The following is a 24,286-nucleotide window of genomic DNA, read 5'->3' as shown; positions in this document are numbered from 1 at the left end:
GTAAAGGCATGAAGCATAGTATGAGCAGACGTGGTAATTGTTGGGATAATGCTCCAACCGAGCGGTTCTTTAGGAGCTTTAAAACAGAATGGATGCCCAAGAAAGGCTATGACGATTTATCTCAAGCAAGAGTCGATGTAGCGAGTTATATTTTAGGTTATTACTGTCAAGTTAGACCACATAGCTTTAATGATTATTTAACACCTGTTGAGAAAGAAAATCAGTTTTTTAACCAAAATCTCTTAAAAGCTGTCTAATTAAACTTGACCACTACAGTACAAACCAGAAGGTTTTGAATCCAGTTTAAAAGCCAAAGAGTATCCACTGGTTACTGACTTGATCGCTGTGCCAGAGTTGTCTAGCCTTCGCATTGCAGGACGGTTGGACGTGGACACCACAGGGGCGTTGATTTTGTCTGATGACGGACAATTCTTGCATCGTGTTACAAGCCCAAAACACCATATTGCCAAAACCTACGAAATCACCCTTGCCGACCCAATGGATGAACAACAACAGCAAAAAGCCATTCAAGAAATATTCAAAGGCATTTTGTTAGACGCTGAATATGAAAAAACCAAACCTGCTAAACTTAGCTTTCATGATGAAACCCATGCCACGCTAATTTTGACTGAAGGCAAATATCATCAAGTCAAACGTATGATGGCATATTTTGGCAACAAAGTCATCGCCCTGCACCGTGCCAGTATTGGCTCAATCACATTAGACGGACTGGAAAAAGGCGAATGTCGTTTTTTAACCCAAACCGAAATTAACCAATTTTAAGGAAAAAATATGCAAGCGAGCAAGCAATTTTCTGACCTTGTCGCACTTATGGCAAGACTTCGCACCGATTGCCCTTGGGACAAAAAACAGACCAATCAAAGCCTAATTTCTTATATTTTGGAAGAAAGCTATGAATTGGTTGATGCGATAAATCAAGGCGATTGTGACGAGATTAAAAGCGAACTGGGCGATGTGTTGTTGCAAGTGGTTTTTCAAGCCCATTTATACGATGAGCAAGGCAAATTTAATATTGATGATGTGATTTTAACTTTGCAAGAAAAATTAATCCGCAGACACCCACATGTTTTTGATAAAGAAAATCTTAAAACCGATGACGATGTCAAACAGCGTTGGGACGAGATTAAAGCTTTAGAAAATGCAGGCAAGCCCAAACGCAGACTTGACAGCGTCAAAGCAGGTTCGGCACTCATGCAAGCCCAAGATTTGCAAAAAACTGCCAATAAAATTGGTTTTGATTGGGATGTGGTGAGCGGTGCGGTGGATAAGTTGGACGAAGAAATTGCCGAATTAAAACAAATTTTACCCAAAGACGGTGAAAATCTTAGTCCACAGCAAAAGGCAGAGTTAGAAAAAGAAATGGGCGATTGTTTTTTTGCATTGGTGAATGTGGCCCGCAAATTGGGTATTGACAGCGAAAAGGCAACTTTGACCACGGTGCATAAGTTTAAATCTCGTTTTGCTTTTATTGAAGATGAGCTTGCAAAGGTTGGTAAAAAGCCTGAAACAGCCAGTTTAGCGGAAATGGATAGTCTTTGGGAAAAAGCGAAATTATACGAAAAAATTTGTTAAAAAACAATCGGCTAAATCCGATTCATTAAAGTAAAAACCGCCCACGATGAACCTCACTCAAAAAATCAAATAGCAAAGACTATCCGTTGGGTTGGTATCTGTATAAAAATTAGACAGTTAGTAGAAAATGCTTTTGCTAATTGTAAGCATTTTAGAGTGGTTGCTACCAGATATGACAAGTTATTTGTATGCTATTAAGGCTCGTTAGCATTCGCTTTTGTTTGTTAATGTTTAAAATTATTTTGAATATTCAACATGCCCTATAAAAACAGAAATTTTTTATTTTTCTTTTTAAATCCTTTTGACTTTTCAAAAAAATACAATTAAAAAATCAAATTTTCAAAAAAACCTTTATTAGGGCTTATCTAGTACAGCCTCATCTGTTTTATTTAACAATAACTATTTTTTTTAATGGTAATTTAATTTAAGGGTTTTTGAAGATTAAACGTTGCTGATTTTAGTTAACCCTTGATGATTGTTCGCAATCTCAAGGTTTTTTACTGCCTGTCCGTGAATGACGATCTCAGGGCTGATTTCAAGCATCGGAATAACCACAAAGTTTCGCTCAAAAATACCAATATGTGGCACGGTCAATCGTTCATTGTCAATCTTTTCATCACCGTAGGTTAACAAATCCAAATCCAAACTCCGCTCACCCCAACGCCGTAGCCGAACTCGTTTCGCCTGTTGCTCAAAATCTTGCAAAATATCTAACACCGTTAAGGCGGATAAATCGGTACAAAATTTTGCCACCGCATTGATAAAATCGGGCTGGTCGGTAACGCCAAACGCTTTAGACGTGTACAAACTTGACACGCAAAAATCATCAAAATCAGGGTGGTTTGTTAACCAATCAATCGCTTGTTTGACGTGGTCGGTCGGCTCGCCTAGCTCGTTGGCAAGATTACTTCCGATACCGATATGGCACAGTTTTTTTGACAGCGTGGATTTGATTGGCATGGCATTAATCCGTTGTTACTTTGGGTGAGCGTTTGCGTTTGGCAGGTGGTTTTGCGTTCATTGTTGGCAAATTTTCAACAGTTATATTTTCTTTGATTAAACTTTCTGTTGTTAAGCCACGTTTTTTGTCCAAAATTGACAACATAGAGCTTGGCTGACGGCGTTTGCGTTCGGCGGGTACGCCTTGCACGAATTTGGCAACTTGCTCTTTGTCCATCTTTGGGCGATTTTCACGGTGTTTTTCTTGGCGTTGTGAGTCGCTATTTTCCAACATTTTTTCAATATTGGTAAAATAATCATCGCTTTTATTTTTAGCTTTTGCCGATTGATTGGTCGGTTGATGGGTTGCTTGATTAACCAAGGATAATTGTTGTAATTGCTCACGTTCTCGTTGTCGTTGCTCGCTTAAGTTGCCATTTTTAGCTTTTTGGGGTGGTTCATTGGTGACATTTGGCAAATCATCGGTGGTTAACAGATTGGCAAAACGTTGTTTCACCGCTTGACTATCAAATTCGTCAATGGCTTGTTGGCGTTGTTTTGGATTTAAGGTCTGAAACCATGCCCACCAATGTCCCATGCCGTGCGTGCTTTCATTGTCAAGGGTAACGGCTTGCCCCATAAGATGCGATAGTGTTTGGTTTTTGGCAAAGACTTGTTCCCGTAATAATAAAAAGTCAAAACTGGCTCTAAAGTTTTGATTTTCCAAGATTTTTAGCAGGTTTTTTTTGCGTGGCTCGACGAGTCTGCTTTGCATTAGCCAAATATCTTTGATAAAATTTTCGGCAAATTTTGGCATTGCCGTACGTTGGCGTTGGCGGTCAAGCACCAAGTTACTGGCAAAAATTTGGGCTTCGTTAAATCCCATTTTTTTGCGATGTTTGTTTTCCAAAAACAAATAATTTTCCCACAATAATGTGGCATAAAAAAACGCAGGATTGGTCGTTTTACCACTTTGAATACGTTTGTCGGTGTTTAAAGCGACCTGCTCCACCAAGGGCGTCATCATGCTTGGCGGATAAAATAACAAGGCCTCAAAGGCTTTGTAATCGTACAGTAACGGCAATAAATTCATCAAATAACCGCCGGAAAATAGCTTAATCGTTTCGTCATACAAACGGTGGGGCGACACTTGGCTAAGCAATGCCCAATTTTCGGAGTAGAATTTTTTTTCTAAAGTTTTATCAAATTTAAAATTTAATTTTGCTTTAAAACGTAATGCACGTAGTAAGCGGACGGGGTCTTCTTCAATCCGAGTTTGGGTATCGCCAAGCAACCGTAAGGTGCGACTGTGCAAATCGGCAAGCCCACCACAAAAATCATACACCACCCCATCAAAAGGCTGATAATATAAGGCGTTGATACTAAAATCACGGCGAACCACATCGCTTTGAATATCACCCCACACATTATCCCGCACAATCATGCCGTCCGTATTGGTATGATGATTTCCTGTTGGCTGACCCCGAAAGGTCGCCACTTCAATCAAATCTCGCCCAGAATACACATGGCATAACTGAAAACGTTTGCCAATAATGCGACAGCGTTTGCCAAATACTTCTTTAATTTGGGTCGGTGTGGCATTGGTTACCGCATCAAAATCTTTTGGCTCAAGCCCAAGCAACGCATCACGCACACCACCACCCACGATATAGGCCTCAAATCCTGCTTGCGTCAGCGTCAAAATTACTTCCTTGATAGAACTTGGCAAATAGCCCTTATGTAAGCCCAAATGTTTGGCATCACGGCGAGCTTGTTTTTTATCGGTGTTCGCCACGGTTGGTGCTAAGTTGGCATTGGTTTTTGCTTTTTTTGCCGTTGTTTTTTTACTCATTGATACAATTTCTCAAGCTAAAAAATAAAGAGGTTATGCTATTTTAACAAATTTTTGCCAATCATTGTTAAAAGTTATGTGTAAATTGACAAAAAGCCCAAAAATCCGTTTAAGGGGATACACTGATTAGATGGCGGTTTTTCTCCACGGTGGCTTTGCCGATGCCTTTAACTTTTGCCAAATCATCCACGCTGTCAAATTTGCCAAAATTTTCACGGTATAAAATGATATTTTGGGCTTTGCTTGCACCGATGCCGTTTAGTTGGGTCAGTTCGGCTTCGCTGGCGGTGTTGAGGTTAATACGGTTGGGGAAATTGGGGAGAGATTGTGGATAAGTCACAATATTTTGGGTGGTTGTGGGGTTGGTCTTAATATCAAGATTTGGTGTATCATTCGTGGTGCGATTGGTTATGTTATTATGCTTGATTGCCAAAAATGCTTGTTCAGGGCTGATAGTTGGCGTGCAGATGTGGGCGAAACTGTAGGTTGTTAACAGTAGAAAGGTGAAAAGTTGACATATTTTTTTGATAAAAGACACGCTGATTTTCCATTTTGTTTAACATTTTATTCAAAAAACTTGCCTAAACCATTAAGCAGATTTATCATAAAGCAAATCCAGTGATTTGACAAATGATAAAATCACTTTTACATGACTTTTTTGGCAAAAAGGCGTATAATTTTAATTGATTACAATTGCTAAAAAATATTTTACAGGTCTATTATGTTTACAGGTATCATTGAAGCCACAGGATTTATCAACAAAATTGAACAAACCCAAGGCGATATTCGTTTAACCATTCAGTCATCACAGCTGGATTTTGGTGATGTGAAGCTGGGCGACTCTATTGCGTGTAATGGGATTTGTCTGACGGTGGTGGATTTTGGTAAAGATTGGTATGCGGTTGATGTTTCACGTGAAACACTTTCCAAAACCGCCATGCACCATTGGAAAATCGGTGATACTGTGAACCTTGAAAAAGCGATGTTGCCAACCACCCGTTTTGGGGGGCATATTGTATCAGGTCATGTGGACACCACAGGGCAGATTTCGCTGATAAAACAAGACTCTCGCTCCATGTACATTGAAATTAGCATTCCTGCTGAATTTGCTAAATATGTCGCCACCAAAGGCTCTGTTACCGTGGATGGTATTAGCTTGACCACCAATTTGGTGACAGGCAATGTGATAAGTTTGAATATCATTCCACATACCGCCCAAGTTACCAATATCGCCAAACATTGGCATGTCGGTAGTACGGTAAATATTGAAGTAGACGTGTTGGCACGTTATTTGGAACGCTTGCTTATGGGGGAAAATGCCCTGCATGAAAAACAAGGCGGGGTTACCCTTGAAATGTTGGCAGAAAACGGCTTTTTAAGATGATAACTGGTTATCTTTGTTAAAATTTTATCAAACTATTGGCGAAATGATTATTATTGCTAACTAATTACCAAGAATTGCTAAAAACCCACCAATTATCGCAATTTTGCTTTTTTTTACAAAAAACTGTTGTAAGATTAATGAATTAATAACTTTTTTAACAATTAGGATAGAAGGGGTAAACAATGCAAAACATCACCGCAAAATTTTCTTATTCATTATTAGCCGTGGCGACCATGACCGCTCTTACCGCTTGTGGCGGTGGTGGTGGCGGATCGAGTTCGACAACAACGATTAATCCTGCGACAAATACATCAACGGCGACTACAACGACAACACCAACCGCATCACAAGATAACCCAACGACAACGACGACCGTAGCTAACCCAACACAGCCAACGACGCAAGTTAGCAACACCTCGGCAGAAATGAGTGCGTTAAATCGTTTAAATGCACAGCGTACGCAATGTGGTTTTGCTAGTCTAACTACCGATACGAGCCTAAAGGCAACCGCAACCAATCATGCTAATTATTTGATTAATGTAAGCGAACGCAACAAACAAGCATATGCAACCCATGATGAAGCCCTAAGAAGTGCATGGGTCGGCTCAGGTTCATCCAATCCTTATTATTCAGGTAATGATTTAAAAGAGCGTTTAGCACCAACAACGCTGGGTGCTCAAGCGATTAAAACAAGCTATAGTGCCTCTGGTTTTGCAGAAAACTTGGCAGTGACACAGTTACAAACCAATAATTTATCGGCGACGTATAATGCTCAAAAATCTGCTGAAAATATGTTAAATGGTTTGTTGGCAGCACCTTATCACATGCGTGGTCTGTTATCGCCAAATTATACCCAAATTGGCGTGAGCTATAAAGATTATACGTGGCAATCAAACTCAATGTACAACGTGGTATCTGTCTTAGAGTTGGTATCAGCAAGACCGCTTAATTTGGCAATGACGGATAACAAAAATCTATTAAATTACCCTTGTAATGGCGTCACTGGGACAGAGTATCAACTTAATAATGAGTCGCCAAATCCATTTGGTACAACCCGTGATTTGGAAACTGCACCGATTGGTCAGCCGATTTATGTCCTTGCTCCAACAGGTAAAACCATTAAATCTGCGACAGCAACTGTGGCACTAGGTACGCTAAGTGTTGGTACTATTCATACATTGTTAAAATCAAATGACCCAAATGCAACTTTGAGCGAAAACGAAGTCATCTTTATGCCAGATGCACCGTTAACGCCAAATCGCACTTACACGGTAAATTATCAATTAACTTATAGCGATAACACAACCGCAAGCAAAACATTTAGCTTTACCACTAAAGCCAGCTAATCGCTAAAAACTTTTGCAAAATGTAAAAAAGCAACTCAAATTTGGGTTGCTTTTTTATTTAACAGAATATTTTGATAGGTTTTCACCAAAATATTTACCAGCGATTATAACCGCATGGTAATGCCTTGATTTGCCATAAATTGCTTGGCTTCTTGAATGTTGTATTCGCCAAAATGAAAAATACTCGCCGCCAACACCGCATCTGCTCCGCCTTTTAAAACGCCGTCTGCCAAATGTTGCAAATTGCCCACGCCACCAGATGCAATGGTTGGAATATTGATTTTATCGTTAATCGCACGCATTAACGCCAAATCATAGCCGTTTTTTGTACCGTCTGAGTCCATACTGGTAATCAGTAACTCGCCTGCTCCAAAATTTGCCATTTTGACAGCCCAGTCAATCGCATTAATGCCTGTAGCGTTGCGACCGCCATGGGTAAAAATTTCCCATTGATTGTCAGCCACTTTTTTGGCATCAATGGCAACCACGATACATTGATTGCCAAAGCGTGCGGACGCTTCTTGTACAAATTCAGGGTTATAAATCGCTGCTGAGTTGATAGAAACTTTGTCCGCACCTGCGTTTAACAGATTGCGAATGTCATCAATCTTGCGAACGCCACCACCCACTGTCAAAGGCACGAACACCGTTTCTGCCATACGCTCCACCGTATGATAAGTGGTATCTCTTCCGTGATGAGTTGCGGTGATGTCCAAAAAGGTGATTTCGTCTGCCCCTTGTTCATTGTAGCGTTTGGCGACTTCTACAGGGTCGCCAGCATCTTTGATATCCAAAAATTTGACCCCCTTGACCACACGGCCGTTATCAACGTCTAGGCAGGGGATAATGCGTTTTGCTAACATGGTTTTCCTTTTAACGATTTGCTGAATAAATTTTGTTTATTTCAAATTTCACTTTATAATAGCATTAATTTAGCAATTTTTTAACCATTTCTGTAAAAAGGATAGCCCATGTCTGTTTATACCCAATTAACCAACGAACAATTTAGCGAGTTTTGTAACAAATTTGGCGTGAGCTTTAAAAAAGCCACCCCCATCACCCAAGGTGTCAAAAATTCTAACTGGTTTATTGAAACAGCAGACGACACGGACGGCAATCCGTCATTTGTGTTTACCTTATTTGAAGAACGAAAACCTCACGAAATCCAAAAAATGGCATTAATTTTAAATGCGTTAAAAGATAATTTGCCTGTGGCTTACCCCTTAAAGGCGAATAATGGCGAATTTTTGTTGTATTTTGAAAATAAAGCGATTTTAATGCTACCAAAATTAACAGGCAAGCACCCAAGCGATATCACAACCGATATGTGCCGTCAAATGGGGCAAGCTTTGGCAAAATTGCATTTGCAGTTGCAGACTTTAACGCCAGCAGAGCATTATGGTGTGGAACTTTATCCTTGGCATTTGGTCAAAGAGCGTGAAACAAAATTTATGCCAAGCGATGAAGCCAAGCTAATGAATGATATTTGGACAGCTTATGAAAATCTACCCAAAGATTTGACAAAAGGCTTGTGTCATTTGGATATGTTTGCCGATAATACGTTGTGGGATTTTTCAGGTGAAAAACCGACATTAACAGGTTTATTGGATTTTACCGAAGTATCGCTTGAATATTATGTCATGGATTTGGCAATTACCATTAATGATTTTTGTACAAGCTGGGGTAATGCCGAAAATGGCGAAGCGGTAGAATTTGATAATCAAAAAATGACGGCGTTAATTAACGGTTATACCCAAATACGCCCATTAACAGATGACGAAAAGAACGCCCTGCCGATTATGCTTGCTTATAGTGCCACCATTTTTTGGTTATTAAGATTAAATGTGATTTATTATAACCGAGAACAAGGACGCACAGGCGAAAATATTATGGTTAAAAACCCTGATTTGATGAAACGCTTGGCGAGTTTGCATTGGGGAAATGTGTAATTCATGAATTTAAAAAACAGCACCTTTATTGATTTATTTGCAGGTATTGGTGGCTTTCATCAAGCCTTAAGTCATTTTGGGGCAAAATGCGTTTTTGCTAGCGAAATTGACAAATACGCCCGTCAGACCTATTTTGATAATTATGGCTTAACACCGTTTGGCGACATCACACAAATCAATGCAGAAGATATCCCTGTTCATGACATTTTATGTGCAGGTTTTCCTTGTCAGGCATTTTCTATCTCTGGCAAACAAAAAGGCTTTGATGATGTACGTGGAACACTCTTTTTTGATATTGTGCGTATTGTAAAATACCACACCCCAAAAATTATCTTATTAGAAAATGTTAAAAATCTTGCCAAACACGATAATGGCAATACTTTAACAATTATATTATCACATTTAAATGAATTAGACTATAAAGCTTATTATCAAGTACTCAATGCTTCGCATTTTGGCATACCACAAAATAGAGAAAGGATTTATATTGTTGCATTCCATCATTCTGTTAATCACCAAACTTTTTTATTTCCTAAAGGCAATAACATTCCAGTTTGTGTGGCAGATATTTTAGAAGATAATCCTAATATAGAGCCAATTCAAAGAGATGATGTGGTTTTTAAAAATCTTTACCAAACCAATTTTGACCATCAAGGCAACAAAATCTTACCAAATACGCCTATTCAAATTGGCATTGTTGGCAAAGGTGGACAAGGCGAACGCATTTATCATACGGACGGACACGCTATTACGCTATCGGCTCATGGCGGTGGTATTGGCTCAAAAACAGGACTGTACCAAGTCAATGAACAAATCCGCAAACTCACCCCAAGAGAATGTGCTAGGTTGCAAGGTTTCCCTGAAAGTTTTAAAATTAATCCAAGCAATTCCCAAGCCTATAAACAATTTGGCAATAGCGTTGCCATTCCTGTTTTAAAAGAAATTTTACAACAAATTCAAGGCTATTTAATGACAAATAATTTTAACGAAAAACAACAATTAGGTTCAATCACTGCCAAAGGTGGCTTTGAGAATGAAACATCGGTTGTTGATAAGTTCAACAATTATCAAACTGACCAAGATGTACAATATTGGTTATCACTGATGGGCTATTCTCATCAAACAATACAAACATTACAAGCAATTCAAATTCCAACTCGCCTAAATAAAAAGAATATGGCAAATTTTGGTATCAGCCAAGAGCAATTTGAGTTTACCCAAAAATACAAGAAAGCCGACATTCAAATTCAATTAACCATTATGGTTGATGATGTTGTTTATCGTGAAAATATTTCTCTAAAAAAAGCAGATTTATCCGCCAATTTTAACCAAATTGACAAACGAGCAGTGAACACTTATCAAGAAATGTGGGGTTTTGATGACAATATTGCCACTACTTTAAAAAAGTTCACAGGCGAGATTGTTCCTACCGAGCAAGAAAAAACTGCCCTTAAAGATAAAAGACGCTGGTATCTAACTGAATTACCCAATCGTGATGTTCAAGCCTTATTAGATTTTTTAACAACCAATAAATACCTTATTATTAGCGATGTTATTAAAGGGCGTGGTATGCTCTGTGCGGAATGGTTTTTGGTCAGTAGATTTAACAATGATGGTACGATTGATTATTGCCTAAAAAATATCAATGAAGTCATCAATTTTTATGCACAAGGTAATGTTAAGGTAAGCTCAAAGGGTGGTTTAATCATTGGCAGGCTTACCGCCCAACGCAAAGGCGGTACACCAGACCCAACTTCCTTACAATTTAAAATTAAGCCCCTTGATATTTTTGATTTATCATAAGGAAAACCATGCAAACCACTGGAAAACTTTTTGTCGTAGCCACACCGATTGGCAACCTATCCGACATGACACCGCACGCCATAGACTGCCTAAAAACGGTGGATATCATCGCTTGCGAAGACACACGCACATCAGCCAAATTACTTAATCACTTTAGCATTCCTACCAAAACCATTGCCTACCACGACCATAACGCCGATAGCCAAACTGCCAAACTCATAGAAATTCTCCAAACAGGCAAAAATATCGCCCTTATCAGCGATGCAGGCACGCCATTGGTAAGCGATCCTGGTTTTCGCCTTGTTAAAGCCTGTCATGATGCCAATATCAGCGTGTCGCCTGTGGTGGGAGCAAGTGCGGTAATTGGGGCGTTGTCGGTGGCGGGCTTACCGTCCGACCAGTTTTATTTTGTCGGGTTTTTACCCGCCAAAAGCCACGCTCGCAAAGAAACGCTGACAAATCTTGCTGGCATTCAGGCGACCTTGATATTTTATGAAGCACCACACCGCATTTTAGACTGTATTGAAGACATGATAACAACGCTTGGCGGTGAGCGAAAAGTAACCTTTTGCCGAGAAATTAGCAAAACCTTTGAAACCATTTATCCAACCACGTTAAATGCGTTAAAAGATTTTGTAAACAATGACAATAACCAACAAAAAGGCGAAATGGTGTTGGTTGTCGCAGGAATAAGCAAAAAAAATGATGATGAAACCGCTCATGATGAGCTGTTAAAACGGGTTTTGCAAGATTTGTCGGTAAAAAAAGCATCGCAACTGGTGGCGGATATCACAGGGGCAAAAAAAAATGCCTTGTATCAACGAGCCTTAGCATTAAGTGCCAGTGATGAATAACTGCCATTTTGGGCGGATTTTGTGCTAAAATGACGCTGTTTTTTGATGAAAAAGAAGTAACTTTATGAGTATTATTCACCCACAATTTAACCCTGTTGCCATTGATTTAGGCATTGTACAAGCCCATTGGTATGGGCTGATGTATTTGTTGGCATTTGCAACCGCTTATGGCTTGGCGATTTTTCGCAGTAAAAAACGCCCAGATTGGCATGCAGAGATGATTTCCGATTTACTGTTTTATGGAGCAATGGGGGTGATTTTAGGTGGACGGATTGGCTATGTATTGTTTTATCAATTTAGTGAATTTTTGGCAAATCCTGTGTATTTGTTCAAAATCAACGAAGGCGGTATGTCGTTTCATGGCGGATTTTTGGGCGTAGCGATAGCCATGTTTTTATTTGCCAAAAAATACAAAAAACCTGCGTTTAATGTGTTAGATTTTATCATTCCTTGCGTGCCAACAGGCTTGTTATTTGGACGGATTGGCAATTTTATTAACGGTGAGCTGTGGGGACGTGTGTCAAATGGTGATTACAGTTGGCTAATGCTGTTTCCGCAGGCGTGGCAAGCCGATGCAGAGCTAATATCACAGAATCCTAACTTGCAAAGTTTAGCGGTTAATATGGGCAATTATGCCCTGCTACCACGTCACCCATCGCAGTTGTATCAAGCCTTTAGCGAAGGCGTTGTGTTGTTTATTTTGTGTTGGTGGTTTGCCAGTCGCCCACGCCCACGCATGGCGGTAACTGGAGTGTTTGTACTCGGATATGGCATAGCACGCTTTATCACCGAATTTTTCCGTCAGCCTGATGCCGACCAAGGTTTTATTTTGTTAGGTTGGGTAACGAAAGGGCAAATGTTAAGCCTGCCAATGATTGTGCTTGGTTTGTTTTTGTTAATTTGGGCATATAAACAACAAATTTATGATTGGGGAATATTAAAAAACGTGGATTAAATGATTAAAATTAACGATAAAAGAATAATAAAAACAGGGGCGATAAAGCCCCTTTTTGTTGCTTATTTTTTGTTAAAAATTCATTCAAATTAAATAGAAAAAGACGACCCACAACCACACGTTGTCGTGGCGTTGGGATTATTGACAACAAAACGTGAGCCTTCTAGCCCTTCGGTATAGTCAATCGTTGAGCCGTTCAAATACTGATAACTTAGACTGTCCACCACCAATGCCACATCGCCGTTGTTAAAGGTGGCATCATCATCGCCCAACTCTTCTTCAAAATTAAAACCATACGAAAAGCCTGAACAACCACCCCCTGTGACATAGACACGGAGCATTAGGTTAGGATTGCCTTCTTGTTCCCGCAGTTTTCGGACTTTGTTAGACGCTTTATCGGTCAAAATCATGGCGTTATTCATCTTTTTTCTCATTTTTTATCAACATTAAAACGTTTATATTATGGGGTAAATGTTTTATACTATCAAGGTTTTTATAAAAATTTGTGATGGGAAAAAACATGATAGAACTCAAAAACGCCAGTATCCGCCGAGACGGTCGCATTTTATTTAGCGATGTGAATTTGCAAATCCACCCCAACTGGAAAGTCGGCTTAACGGGCAAAAACGGCACAGGCAAATCGTCTTTTTTTGCTGTTCTTTTAGGGCAATTGGGCTTGGACACGGGACAATTTACAATTCCGAGCAACTGGACAATTGGACATATGGCACAGGAAATCGAAAGCTCTCACCAGTCAGCGATTGATTTTGTATTAAGTGGTGATAAAGAATATTTTTATTTGGTTGATAAAATTAATAATCACGATGATTTATCTGAGAGCGAACTTGCCCAAATTCATGCCAAATTTGATGATATTCATGGCTATAGCATTCCGTCCAAAGCGTCTATTATTATGGCAGGTTTGGGCTTTAATAAATCGCAAGAAAATCAATCGGTTAGGGATTTTTCAGGGGGCTGGCGAATGCGTCTAAACCTTGCCAAAACCTTGATGAGCCGAGCGGATTTACTGTTACTTGATGAGCCGACCAACCACTTGGATTTAGATGCCATTTTGTGGCTAGAAGACTGGCTAAAAAACTATAACGGCACGCTGATTATGATTAGCCATGACCAAGTGTTTTTGGACAATGTCGTGGGGCGGATTTTGCATATTGAAAATAAGCGTATGACCCTATACACGGGTAATTATTCCACCTTTGTGCGAACTCGCAGTGAACGGCTTGCCCAGCAGGAACAAGCCTTTGAAAAACAGCAAGCAACAAAAGCCCATTTAGAAGATTTTATCCGCCGATTTCGTGCCAAAGCGACCAAAGCCAAACAAGCCCAAGCACGCATTAAGCAACTAGAACGCATGACCGAGCTTGCCCCTGTAATGGCGGATAATCCGTTTTCTTTTAAATTTTATGAACCAAAACAGCTAACCAGCCCTTTAATTGTTATGGACAACGCAAGCACAGGCTATAACGGTGAAATTCTCATTGATAAAATCCGCCTACAAATTACGCCCGATAGCCGAATTGGGCTACTTGGTATGAATGGGGCGGGCAAATCCACTGTCATTAAGGCGTTGGTTGGTGAACTGCCGATTTTGTCAGGTGTGCGTAAAGTAGCAGATAGCTTGGTTTTGGGTTATTTTAATCAGCACCAAATGGACGCACTGGACGGCGATGCCACGCCCATGCTGATGTTACAACGCTTGGCAGGCAAAACATCGGGTGTTGATTTAAGGGCATTTTTGGGCAGTTTTGATTTTCGGGGTGAGCGGATTGACACACCGAGCCGACTGTTTTCAGGGGGCGAGCGCGCAAGATTGACGTTAGCGTTAATCGTATGGCAACGCCCAAACGTACTGGTACTTGATGAGCCGACCAACCATTTGGATTTAGAAATGCGTCAGGCGTTAAGTTTAGCTTTACAAAATTTTAGCGGTGCGGTGATTTTGGTATCGCACGACCGTGAGATGATTGCCAATGTCTGCGACGAATTGTACCTTGTCCATGATGGCAAATGCGAAGAATTTACCGATGATATCAATGCCTACAGTGCGTGGCTGTCGCAAGTTAAAAAAGAACAAGCGAAAATGGCGAATGACAAAGCCGAACAAAATGTTCCACGTGGAACATCTACGCAAACCGAAAAATCCAATTCAACTCTATCAAAAGAAGAACAACGCAAAAAATCTGCCGAACAACGCAAAATCACCGCTCCAATCCGTAAAAAGATTGAAACGGAGGAAAAGTCATTGGAAAAACTCACTGAAAAATTGGCAAATATTGAAAAAAATCTGGCTGATACAGGTCTGTATGATGCAAGCCGTAAGGCGGATTTGTTAAAATTACTTGATGAACAAACCAAATTAAAAAGCGAAATTGAAGTAATTGAAGAGCATTTGATGGCGTCAATGATGGCGTTGGAAGCGTTGGAAAGTGATTTTTGAACAAAACGGCTTAATTACTGGTGAACAATATTGCTATCTCTATGAAGTAATTAAACTGTGTCGTTGGCGAGTTGAGCCTAATCATGACAGAGAATTTACGATTTGTAACTATTTGATTGCTAAAAATATTTTATAGCATACAGATGCTAATAATACAATAGAATATCAATTTCAAAGTAGTAAATTAGTGACAGCATTTACCAAATTACCCAATGATTAATTGGGGATAACTATGAAAGCAATAAAAACTGCTTTTCGTTATTAAAATTTTTATAATCCGCAGTATTTTTACAATGGTTTAAAGTGATTTTAAAGAATGAAAAAGACAGCCAGAACAGTTTTTAATTGTTTGTACATAATGAAAAATAATTTTTTTAAATTTATCGTTTAAAGTAATTAACCAATATAACCGTTCAGTAGTCTTTTTATACCAATTAACACTCTTGTCGCAAAAAAAAATACGTATATCTGATAGTATTTGCAAAAAAACAGTGATTTCGCCATAATACACATATCAAGCGAACAACACAAGAAAGTTGTTAAACTTGACAACAAAGCTTTTATCTCAATATAATCTGTTTTGTTGATGCTAAGAATTTTTGATGATTTATTTACTAAAAATTACTAAACTAAATTAGTTTGTTTTTAGTCAATTATCAGCAAAAATTGTTATTTAACCTTTCATTTAAATAAAATTGGAGCTTATCATGGCTAAATTATCATTAGACTCATTAAACAACATCGATGGTTTCGTAGCAGCTGCATTGGTTGACAGCGAATCAGGTCTTTCTCTAGCTGCTATCGGTACTGGTCTTGACTTAGAATTGGCTGCTGCGGGTAACACGGAAGTGGTACGTGCAAAACGTAAAACGGCTGCTGCATTGGGTTTAAAAGATACCATTGAAGATATCTTGATTACGCTAAGTGGTCAATACCACTTACTTCGCCCATTGGTTCGTAACGAAAACTTGTTCTTGTACCTAGTACTTGACCGTCAAAAATCTAACCTAGCAATGGCTCGTCACGAGTTAAAATCTTTTGAGACTGAATTAGATTTCTCTTAATTCAAAGGCGAAAGCTAGAAAAAACTGATTAACCAGTTTTACCACACCCACAGTACCTCCTTCTGTGGGTGTTTTTTTGTTTACAACATTTCTTAAACATCAAAATTGTATATCATCCAAGTCTATATTGAGCCCTGCATCTTTCTCTTTTTGTTTCGGTTTTGCATAAGCCACTTTATCGGTTTTAAAGGTAAAACCCGTTGATGTGATGACATAATGTGTGTGCGGAAAGTCAGGGGCGTGGTACAAAATCTCCATGATTTAGGGCAGTTGGTTAAAGCCTTGAAAAATGCCACGCACACCGAATTTTTTAATCGCATCGGCTTGTCGAGAGACTAAATTATCCAATGCTTGCCGACTAATTGACAAGCTACAATTGTTGATTGCCAATTTTGCTTTTAACGCAATGAACGGCGAGCTTGGACTTTTTAGCAAGATATTTATCATCAAAGCTTCGTCAATATCTTGCAAGGCGATGATTGTGCCAATCCGCCCTGCCATTTCGTCAGGCAGACCAAAATCGGTGAGTTTTAGCTGGGTGTCTGGGTCTTGTTGGAGCTGTTTTTGGGTGGTAAAACCGATGCTTGCTTTTCCTGTAAGTAAACGGCGACGGATTCGTGCGGTGTTTTTTGAATGGCTTCTAAATGGTAATAAAATATTGTGGATAGGGCTTTTAGGGCGGTATCTTGGTATAAAATATATTGGCGAGCATTGTTAAAAATTTGTTCGGGTTTTGGGTTCGGCTTTACAAAAGTAGTGCGTTCTTTGGCGATTACTCTATTGCTTGGGCTCGTACTTGCTGGAGTTGGTTTTGGGATGAGTTCATCTGCTAAAAAACGGATATACGACCTGAAAACAAGCGGGTTAATATAAACGACTGCTTTACCATTTTCGTCTTTTTGTATCGGAAATTTGAGAACTTGGAACTTGGTCTGGATATTCAAAATAATTGGTTGAGATAAAAATTCCTTTTTTTCAATAAATTGCGTATTTAATGCTTTTGATGAAAAAAATATTAAAAAATCTAAAAGCCAGTTTATTATCTGATAAAATGGCTTTTTAACATTACAAATCAATTAGTTCGGTGTAACAAATTTCTCAATTTGGGCTCGCACTAATTCCGCCTTATTCTCAAGCACCACCACTTTTTGTGGTAAAATTTCAATATCTTGCGTATGTTCTGGGCGAGTGATATCAATATCACCTACTGCTTCAACAATGGTTTCACTAAATTTGGCGGGTAATGCGGTTTCAGCAACCACAATCATTTCATCATCAAGGCGAACCTCCCTTGCAACTTTTACGCCATCAGCCGTATGCGGGTCGATTAAATCATTGTCGCCTTCATACAATGATTTGATGGTGGCAAGTCTATCGGCGTGGGTGGATTTGCCTGATGTAAAGCCGTATTTACCGCTAATATCGCATAATAAATCTTTCAAATCAAAGCCTTTGCCACTACCCACATCTTGCCATAACTCATTTAATTTTTGGCTGTCTTTACTGACCAATAAATAAATAAAGCGTTCAAAGTTTGACGCTTTTGAGATATCCATTGATGGGCTTGATGTCACATAAGTTTTATCGCTGGTGCGAGGAATGTACTTACCCGTTTGGAAAAAGTCGTTTAACACGTCATTTTCGTTGGTGGCAACGATTAGGCGGTCAATCGGCAAGCCCATTTCACGTGCGATATGACCTGCACAAATGTTGCCAAAATTGCCTGACGGTACGCAGAAACTCACTTTTTGCGAATTGTCTGTGGTGCTTGCAAAATAGCCTTTAAAATAGTACACGATTTGGGCTAAAATGCGTCCCCAGTTGATTGAGTTCACCGTACCTAAGCTATATTTTGCTTTAAAATCGGCATCTTGTTGCAAGGCTTTGACAATATCCTGACAATCGTCAAACATACCGTTAATGGCAATGTTATGAATATTATCGTCCATTAGGCTATACATTTGAGCCCGTTGAAATTGGCTCATTTTGCCGTGTGGCGACATCATAAACACGGTGATATTGTCTTTACCACGCAAGGCATATTCTGCCGCACTGCCCGTATCACCAGAGGTTGCTCCGATGATAGTTAGACGTTCATTTTTTTGCTTTAACACATATTCAAAAGCATTACCCAAAAACTGCATGGCGATATCTTTAAAAGCAAGGGTTGGACCATTAGACAGCTCCAAAATTTTAATGCCGTCTTTTAAGGTACGCACAGGGGTAATGTCGTCATTGCCAAAAGCAGTTTTAGTATAAGTTTTGTCAATTAAGGCTTTTAAATCGTCCTTTGGAATGTCGGTCGCAAATAATGACATAATTTCGAACGCAAGTTCGGTATAAGAAAGCGTTCGCCATTTATCCAAAGTCGCTTTATCAATTTGTGGATAGTGTTCAGGAAGCATTAACCCCCCATCAGGAGCAAGCCCCATAAGTAGAACGTCTGAAAATTGCATTTTTGGCGTGTTGCCACGAGTGCTGATGTAGTGCATGGTTTTTTCCCAAAATAAAAAATTTGTTTTGATTTTATCACAAATCATAGCGATAATTGATGATAATTTGCTTAAAAGTTCTAAAAAGTTATTTATGCAGTTTGTTAAGAATTTGGGTTTTCCGTTCACATTGAGCTTGTCAAGGTCTGGGAAAACCGTTATGTTTCAACAGGCTCAACACGAACGGTTTTTGCTCAATATTAAGTTTTATATCTTTCAATTTAATTTTTGCAATAACGCATAATAAAAACCATCGCCACCGTTTTCGTCAATCGGCAAGCATTGATAACCAATCGTTTGCTTAATTTGATTGGGTAGATTGAACTCAAAATCCACCACTTGAACATCAGTATTTTTGTTTAAAAAATGTTCAATTTGTGCCACGTTTTCCGCTTTGATGAGCGAGCAGGTAATGTACAATAAATAACCATTTTGAGCGACAGACTGCCATAAGTTTTGTAAAATTTGTAATTGTAGATTTATTGTGCTTTCAATGTCGTTTTGCTTTCTTAAAAGACAAATATCAGGGTGACGGCGAATCACCCCTGTGGCGGTACAGGGTGCGTCCAAAATCACCATATTATACGGTTTATCGCTTTTAAAGGTAACACCGTCCGCACAAATGATTTGCGTATTGTCATTAGTTAACTGCAAACGGTTAAGATTGTCATGCACCCGTTTTAGACGGTTTTCGTCATTGTCTAGGGCGGTAATTTTTGGCTGAAATTCATTAAATTGTTCCACGTGGAACATCTCTAACAATTGGGCTAATTTCCCCCCTGGAGCGGTGCAAGCGTCTAAAATATTGATATTTTTTGATAACTTTGGCAACACAAAATCCGCTAAAATTCCCCCACAAATTTGGGCGTGCAAATCCTGTACTGATAACCAGCCGTCAGAAAAATGTGGCAAATTGCTAATTTTGAGATTATCAATCAGTCGAATGGCGGTATGTTCACCCACGCCAGTTTTGACGATGTCATGAGTGATATTTTGAGCATTTAAAAGTTCGCTATATTTTTGCATGGTACAAAATTTAGCATTGACACGCAAAAAAATCGGTGCGGATTTTCTTAAACTTTGCCCAAGCTCTTCATAATATTCCGCCCAATCCTGCTTTAGTATTTTTGCCAAATGATTGGGCAGACTGTGATTTTTTTGTACCTTTTTGGCAAATTTAGCAGGATTTTTGGCGACTTTTCGCAAAATCGCATTAACGAGACCTGCCCCATAGCCTTTGTCTAGCTGTTTGACCGCTTCTACCGTGTCGTTAATGCTGGCGTAGTCGGGCGTGTGCATATAGATGAGTTGATAAATACCGATGTTTACGGCGGAAAGTACGCCTTTGTCGGTAACTTCCTGTTCAATCAAGCTCTCGCCAATGCGGTTTAACGCCCACCATTGACGTAATGTACCGATGAGTAGCTCGTGGGCAAAACCTTTGTCGGTGTCATTGACATTATTTAACAAATCATCAAGTAGCACCGCAAGCGAGAATCCGTGGTGGATTTTCTCTAAGGTTGCGATGACTTTGGCTCGTGTAGAGAGTTTTTTATTTGTGATGAGTTTTTGCCAATCAGTTTTTGGATAGTCGTTCATGATTGCACCATTTCAAACACATCGCCATCATTGATTTTATCGCCATTTGCGATTTGATCGGCGGTTAAAGGCTTAGCCCCCGCCCATTGCATTTGGGTAATATTGATAAAATGTTGCACGCCATCTGTATTTTTGCCACACGCTACCAAAATCGCATTACGTCCAACGCTGACCACCTTGCCAGCAGGTTCGGATGTTACTTGGTCGTTCTTAATCGGTTTGCACGCCAAGATTTTCACTCGCTCGCCATTTAAAAAGGTAAACGCATTTAAGGCACGGATTTGGCGATTTATGCTAAATGCGTCATTTTGCCAGTTTATCAGACCTTCATCGGTGGTAATTTTTTCGGCATAATTGGCTAAGTCATCATTTTGTTTTTCAGCCTTGTTTTGATAATTTGATAAATCTTTTAACACGGTGACAATTGCTTCACTGCCCAAAACTGCCAATTTATCATGCAACGTCTGCGTGGTATCAGTATCCTCAATCGCACAGTCCACTTTATACAGCATATCGCCTGTATCTAAGCCTTTATCCATTTGCATAATGGTAATGCCCGTCTCGGTGTCGCCTGCCAAAATCGCCCGCTGAATTGGGGCTGCACCACGAAAGTGTGGCAATAGTGAACCATGCACATTCAAACAGCCAAATGTCGGTGTGTTTAGCACGCCAAGCGGTAAAATCAAGCCATACGCTACCACTACCATGACATCAGGCTTGTAATTGGCAAGTGTTTCACGTGAAACTTGTCCGTTTTCTGACTTTAGGCTAAAACTTATTGGTTGTTCCACAGGGATATGGTGGGCAGTAGCCAGTTCTTTAACAGGACTTTGGGTCAATTTTTGCCCACGCCCAGCTTTGCGGTCAGGTTGGGTATAGACGGCAACAATGTCTATATTTAACTCGTTTTGCTTGTCAATTAAGGCTTGCAGGGTGACTTTGGCAAACGCTGGTGTGCCTGCAAAAATTAGGCGTAATTTTGGATTTTTCATGTTTTTTGTCTTTTTATCAAATTTTCTGTTATTATAGTATGTTTTAGGCAAAATACGAAATCTGATTTTTATTTTTTGGCTTTTTTGTTGATTTTTTATGGTAAATACTTGTGCGTAGTTCCATTTCTATCTTACATCATCCCGCTAGCCGTCAAGGTTTGTTAATTATCGTGGGTATTATGATAAGCCTGATTGCGACGGCTTATGGCTTGTTGTGGCTATATGCATCAGATAGACAGCAGAGTGCTGGTGAGTTACTGTTGAGCGATATTACCATTGATTTAAATGAACGTATCGATGAGCAACAACGAAATTTTAGTGGCGGTGAGTTTGTCAATTCCAAGATGATTGCGTCGTATCAGTTGGTGATTTTTGAGCCGACAGGGACGGCAGTTACGCTCAATAACTCAGGTGATGAATCTGCCTTTTCTTTGCCAACGTGGTCAGCTGATATTAGCCAAAATCAGACGTTGCAACATGGCAATGCTCTTGAAGCGTGGCGACCGCTCCACAACGGCTATCGGCTGTATGCGTATATTGAATTTGTACCGATTTGGCAAACGTTTAACAATCCGCTATATATCTTGCCAGTGTTGTTATTTTTAATGTTTTTGGCGTTGTGTATTGTGCAAATTCAAAAACGGTATGTCAATTGGTTTCAACTGATTGATTATGCACAAAATTTTCATTATATTACCCAAGTTGGTTATCAACCGCTACATTTATCGCAAAAAAGCGATGCTGAGCTGTTGCAATTAAACCAGATTATCAACCGCATTTCGTTTAAATATCATCAATATTATGCCCAAATTCATGCGTTAATGCGTCGGCAAAATCAGCTGATTGACAAATCGCCTGTGACATTGTTTTTGATGAATCGTAAAGGTCGGTTATTGTATTTTAACGAAAAATTCGCTCATACTTTTGCCACGCCTTTTGACAAAAATGTCGTGTATATGCTCCACGATTTTATCACAGGGGCAGACAAACAAAGCCAACAACTATTAAACAAAATCAATGAAAATCATGTTTTTTTAAGTTTATCGGTAACCAATTTACAACGTGATATATTTTTTGATTTGCGGTTAAATCCATTTTATAATCATTTGGGGCAGTTACAAGGCTTTAGCGGTGGCTTGGAAGTCGTGACCGACTATCATGAAAAACTGCAACAAGCATGGGTCGGTGACCAACAAACTGCAGAAAAATTGGCAGGTTTTGACAAACTTTGGGCGGTGCTTGGTCATGAATTACGCACGCCGTTAAGTGGTATGATGGGCATGATTGAGCTGTTGGTGGAAGACAAAGACAGCTTTAACGAAGAGCAACAAGAAACCATCGTCACTTTGCAACAATCTAGCCAAACCATGCTAAGCCTGCTAAACGATATGCTTGATGTGGCAAAAATGGATGCAGGTAAACTGCAAACTAATATCACTTCGGTGGATCTACTACAACTACTCAACCAAACCGCCGAGCTGATGATTGGTAATGCCAAACGCAACAACATCAGCCTTTACATCTATACCGACCCACACGCTCCACGCCACATCGAAACCGATGACGGTCGGATGCGTCAAGTGTTGCTGAACTTGATGAGCAATGCCATTAAATTTACCAAAAAAGGCTATGTTGCCCTACTCGTGGATAAACTCACCAGCGACCACCCTGTCATTCAACATAAAAAGGCAGGTGTGCAAGACCTTGCCAAAGATTGGATTCGTATCACGGTAAAAGACACAGGCATGGGTATCGCTCCCAAAGACCAACAAAAACTATTTTCTTATTTTAACCAAGCCAACGACTCTATCAGCCGTCAATTTGGCGGAACGGGCTTGGGATTGGCGATTTCAAACAACTTTTCGCAACTTTTGGGCGGTTTTATCAACCTTGAAAGTGAAGTTGGCAAAGGCAGTGAATTTCAAGTTTTTTTACCATTAAACAGTTATAGTTTACAACCTGTTTTTGAAATTCAGGTTAACAACCTGCCGATTTTGTTAATTATTATTTCACCTTTTGATATCACAAGACGTAATACCGAAATTTTGAATTTTGTTGATGTAAAAAATATCATTTTTACCGACATTAATCAAAAAATGGTGGAAAAAATCAATCAATTAAACACCGATAATCTCGTGCCGATGTTGATGATTGACGACGTGGCGTATCTGGGTAACGAAGCGTTATTTGAAGAAATTGAACTGTTTAACACAGGTCTAAAAGTTATTATTAGTATGGACTCGGAGCGTACGATTGAGCGTGAAATTTTGCGAAAGTTTGACGGCTTAATCCAAAAACCGCCAACGTTGACTAGTATGTTTGCCAAAGTTTTAAGTTTATATGAAAATCATCTTAATCCAGATGACAATGTTGGCTTGTCCGCTGAATTGGCATTTCAAAAATTTTTACAAAAATATGAAAATGGCAATGCAAATAATTTTGACAAAAATCACAATAATCACCTAGCGTTATCACAAAAAGTTGACGTTGTTTTAGATGAAATCGGCTTAAAACCAACTACACAACCGATTACCGAAAATCTAGGTAAAAAACGTACGATTTTGGTGGCAGAAGACAATTTAACCAACCAAAAAATCGCCAAAAAACACCTAGAAAACTTTGGCTACGATGTGATTATCGCCAACGAAGGTGAACAAGCAGTGAAATTGTTAATAGAAAACCGTAAAAAAATTTCGCTCGTGTTAATGGATTGTCAAATGCCGATTATGGACGGATTGACCGCCACCCGCCAAATCCGTGCCAACCAAGACAGTATTCCGATTATCGCACTTACTGCCAATGACTCAGATGATGACCGCAAAATGTGTAGCGATGCGGGCATGGACGGTTTTTTAACCAAGCCAATTAACAAACAAAAGTTAGCAGAATTACTAAGCCGTTATATGATTTAACAGGCTAAAGTTGATTTAAAACAAGGTTGGTAATAATTGAGAAATAAGCATATACATAATTGATATAATTTGTGTATTTATTTTAGTCTGTTTT

At 39.4% G+C, this 24,286-nt stretch carries 22 protein-coding genes and 2 pseudogenes; 13 read left to right on the top strand and 11 right to left on the bottom strand.

Going from position 1 to position 24,286, the window contains the following annotated elements:
* From A3G3_RS0107005 to A3G3_RS14500, 4 genes and pseudogenes are all read left to right on the top strand, one after another.
* A partial coding sequence (locus A3G3_RS0107005; protein ID WP_019518990.1) for an integrase core domain-containing protein occupies positions 1 to 257 on the top strand: 257 nt, incomplete at its 5' end.
* A gap of 13 nt (positions 258 to 270) precedes the next feature.
* Positions 271 to 783 (top strand): annotated as a pseudogene (locus A3G3_RS13325) (16S rRNA pseudouridine(516) synthase); the annotation flags it as partial.
* Positions 784 to 792: 9 nt separating this feature from the next.
* Entirely contained in the window at positions 793 to 1,593 is an 801-nt protein-coding gene (mazG, locus tag A3G3_RS0106995) for a nucleoside triphosphate pyrophosphohydrolase (protein ID WP_019519828.1), read from the top strand.
* A gap of 62 nt (positions 1,594 to 1,655) precedes the next feature.
* Positions 1,656 to 1,791: pseudogene (locus A3G3_RS14500) on the top strand (IS5/IS1182 family transposase); the annotation flags it as partial.
* Between the two features lie 243 nt (positions 1,792 to 2,034).
* Here A3G3_RS14500 and folK read toward each other — a convergent pair.
* The 3 genes from folK to A3G3_RS0106980 form a co-directional block, all read right to left on the bottom strand.
* A complete protein-coding gene (gene folK / locus A3G3_RS0106990) occupies positions 2,035 to 2,553 on the bottom strand; it encodes a 2-amino-4-hydroxy-6-hydroxymethyldihydropteridine diphosphokinase (RefSeq protein WP_019519827.1) in 519 nt (172 codons plus the stop codon).
* Between the two features lie 4 nt (positions 2,554 to 2,557).
* A complete protein-coding gene (gene pcnB / locus A3G3_RS13320) occupies positions 2,558 to 4,384 on the bottom strand; it encodes a polynucleotide adenylyltransferase PcnB (protein WP_019519826.1) in 1,827 nt (608 codons plus the stop codon).
* A 109-nt stretch (positions 4,385 to 4,493) separates the two neighbouring features.
* Positions 4,494 to 4,922, bottom strand: a complete 429-nt coding sequence (locus A3G3_RS0106980) for a ComEA family DNA-binding protein (protein WP_019519825.1) — start codon at positions 4,920 to 4,922, stop codon at positions 4,494 to 4,496.
* Between the two features lie 183 nt (positions 4,923 to 5,105).
* On the opposite strand from A3G3_RS0106980, the gene A3G3_RS0106975 reads away from it, so the two are divergent.
* Together A3G3_RS0106975 and A3G3_RS0106970 are read left to right on the top strand one after the other, a co-directional pair.
* Positions 5,106 to 5,768, top strand: coding sequence for a riboflavin synthase (locus tag A3G3_RS0106975; protein WP_019519824.1), 663 nt, complete (start codon positions 5,106 to 5,108; stop codon positions 5,766 to 5,768).
* A 182-nt stretch (positions 5,769 to 5,950) separates the two neighbouring features.
* Positions 5,951 to 7,114 (top strand): CAP domain-containing protein, encoded by a 1,164-nt coding sequence (locus tag A3G3_RS0106970; RefSeq protein ID WP_019519823.1) that lies wholly within the window; start codon positions 5,951 to 5,953, stop codon positions 7,112 to 7,114.
* A gap of 104 nt (positions 7,115 to 7,218) precedes the next feature.
* Here the strand turns inward: A3G3_RS0106970 and hisF are convergent, their stop codons facing one another.
* Positions 7,219 to 7,977 carry an imidazole glycerol phosphate synthase subunit HisF gene (gene hisF / locus A3G3_RS0106965; protein ID WP_019519822.1) on the bottom strand — a complete coding sequence of 253 codons (759 nt, stop codon included), beginning with the start codon at positions 7,975 to 7,977 and terminating at the stop codon, positions 7,219 to 7,221.
* 108 nt (positions 7,978 to 8,085) lie between these two features.
* Between hisF and A3G3_RS0106960 the strand changes: the two genes are divergently transcribed.
* The 4 genes from A3G3_RS0106960 (at position 8,086) to lgt (ending at position 12,675) form a co-directional block, all read left to right on the top strand.
* Positions 8,086 to 9,063: a homoserine kinase gene (locus A3G3_RS0106960; RefSeq protein WP_019519821.1), complete on the top strand. Its 978-nt coding sequence runs from the start codon at positions 8,086 to 8,088 to the stop codon at positions 9,061 to 9,063.
* 3 nt (positions 9,064 to 9,066) lie between these two features.
* On the top strand, positions 9,067 to 10,866 hold the full coding sequence (gene dcm, locus A3G3_RS14270) for a DNA (cytosine-5-)-methyltransferase (protein ID WP_019519820.1): 1,800 nt from the start codon (positions 9,067 to 9,069) through the stop codon (positions 10,864 to 10,866).
* Between the two features lie 8 nt (positions 10,867 to 10,874).
* Entirely contained in the window at positions 10,875 to 11,720 is an 846-nt protein-coding gene (gene rsmI / locus A3G3_RS0106950; RefSeq protein ID WP_019519819.1) for a 16S rRNA (cytidine(1402)-2'-O)-methyltransferase, read from the top strand.
* A gap of 64 nt (positions 11,721 to 11,784) precedes the next feature.
* Complete coding sequence (gene lgt / locus A3G3_RS0106945; RefSeq protein WP_019519818.1) at positions 11,785 to 12,675, top strand: prolipoprotein diacylglyceryl transferase; 891 nt, start codon at positions 11,785 to 11,787, stop codon at positions 12,673 to 12,675.
* 89 nt (positions 12,676 to 12,764) lie between these two features.
* Here lgt and erpA read toward each other — a convergent pair whose 3' ends face one another.
* Positions 12,765 to 13,097 carry an iron-sulfur cluster insertion protein ErpA gene (gene erpA / locus A3G3_RS0106940; RefSeq protein WP_019519817.1) on the bottom strand — a complete coding sequence of 111 codons (333 nt, stop codon included), beginning with the start codon at positions 13,095 to 13,097 and terminating at the stop codon, positions 12,765 to 12,767.
* A 98-nt stretch (positions 13,098 to 13,195) separates the two neighbouring features.
* Here erpA and A3G3_RS0106935 point away from each other — a divergent pair, with 98 nt between their 5' ends.
* Together A3G3_RS0106935 and A3G3_RS0106930 are read left to right on the top strand one after the other, a co-directional pair.
* A complete protein-coding gene (locus A3G3_RS0106935; RefSeq protein ID WP_019519816.1) occupies positions 13,196 to 15,133 on the top strand; it encodes an ATP-binding cassette domain-containing protein in 1,938 nt (645 codons plus the stop codon).
* A gap of 707 nt (positions 15,134 to 15,840) precedes the next feature.
* A complete protein-coding gene (locus tag A3G3_RS0106930) occupies positions 15,841 to 16,197 on the top strand; it encodes a hypothetical protein (protein ID WP_019519814.1) in 357 nt (118 codons plus the stop codon).
* A gap of 99 nt (positions 16,198 to 16,296) precedes the next feature.
* On the opposite strand, the gene A3G3_RS14495 is transcribed toward A3G3_RS0106930, so the two are convergent.
* The 6 genes from A3G3_RS14495 to fmt all read right to left on the bottom strand — a co-directional run bounded on the left by A3G3_RS14495 (position 16,297) and on the right by fmt (position 21,280).
* Entirely contained in the window at positions 16,297 to 16,455 is a 159-nt protein-coding gene (locus A3G3_RS14495) for a hypothetical protein (protein ID WP_019519813.1), read from the bottom strand.
* 3 nt (positions 16,456 to 16,458) lie between these two features.
* On the bottom strand, positions 16,459 to 16,698 hold the full coding sequence (locus A3G3_RS0106920) for a hypothetical protein (RefSeq protein WP_019519812.1): 240 nt from the start codon (positions 16,696 to 16,698) through the stop codon (positions 16,459 to 16,461).
* A 29-nt stretch (positions 16,699 to 16,727) separates the two neighbouring features.
* Positions 16,728 to 17,141, bottom strand: coding sequence for a hypothetical protein (locus tag A3G3_RS0106915; protein WP_156802127.1), 414 nt, complete (start codon positions 17,139 to 17,141; stop codon positions 16,728 to 16,730).
* Positions 17,142 to 17,273: 132 nt separating this feature from the next.
* Positions 17,274 to 18,689 carry a threonine synthase gene (gene thrC / locus A3G3_RS0106910; protein ID WP_026212905.1) on the bottom strand — a complete coding sequence of 472 codons (1,416 nt, stop codon included), beginning with the start codon at positions 18,687 to 18,689 and terminating at the stop codon, positions 17,274 to 17,276.
* A 216-nt stretch (positions 18,690 to 18,905) separates the two neighbouring features.
* On the bottom strand, positions 18,906 to 20,288 hold the full coding sequence (gene rsmB / locus A3G3_RS0106905; RefSeq protein WP_019519809.1) for a 16S rRNA (cytosine(967)-C(5))-methyltransferase RsmB: 1,383 nt from the start codon (positions 20,286 to 20,288) through the stop codon (positions 18,906 to 18,908).
* Positions 20,285 to 21,280: a methionyl-tRNA formyltransferase gene (gene fmt / locus A3G3_RS0106900; RefSeq protein ID WP_019519808.1), complete on the bottom strand. Its 996-nt coding sequence runs from the start codon at positions 21,278 to 21,280 to the stop codon at positions 20,285 to 20,287. The genes rsmB and fmt overlap by 4 nt, the downstream gene beginning before the upstream one ends.
* Before the next feature lie 110 nt (positions 21,281 to 21,390).
* Here fmt and A3G3_RS0106895 point away from each other — a divergent pair, with 110 nt between their 5' ends.
* Positions 21,391 to 24,192 (top strand): response regulator, encoded by a 2,802-nt coding sequence (locus A3G3_RS0106895; RefSeq protein ID WP_019519807.1) that lies wholly within the window; start codon positions 21,391 to 21,393, stop codon positions 24,190 to 24,192.
* Positions 24,193 to 24,286 lie beyond the last annotated feature (94 nt).

It is taken from the genome of Moraxella boevrei DSM 14165, assembly GCF_000379845.1.
Taxonomy (GTDB): Bacteria; Pseudomonadota; Gammaproteobacteria; order Pseudomonadales; family Moraxellaceae; genus Faucicola; species Faucicola boevrei.
This window is presented reverse-complemented; position numbering and strand designations above follow the sequence as displayed.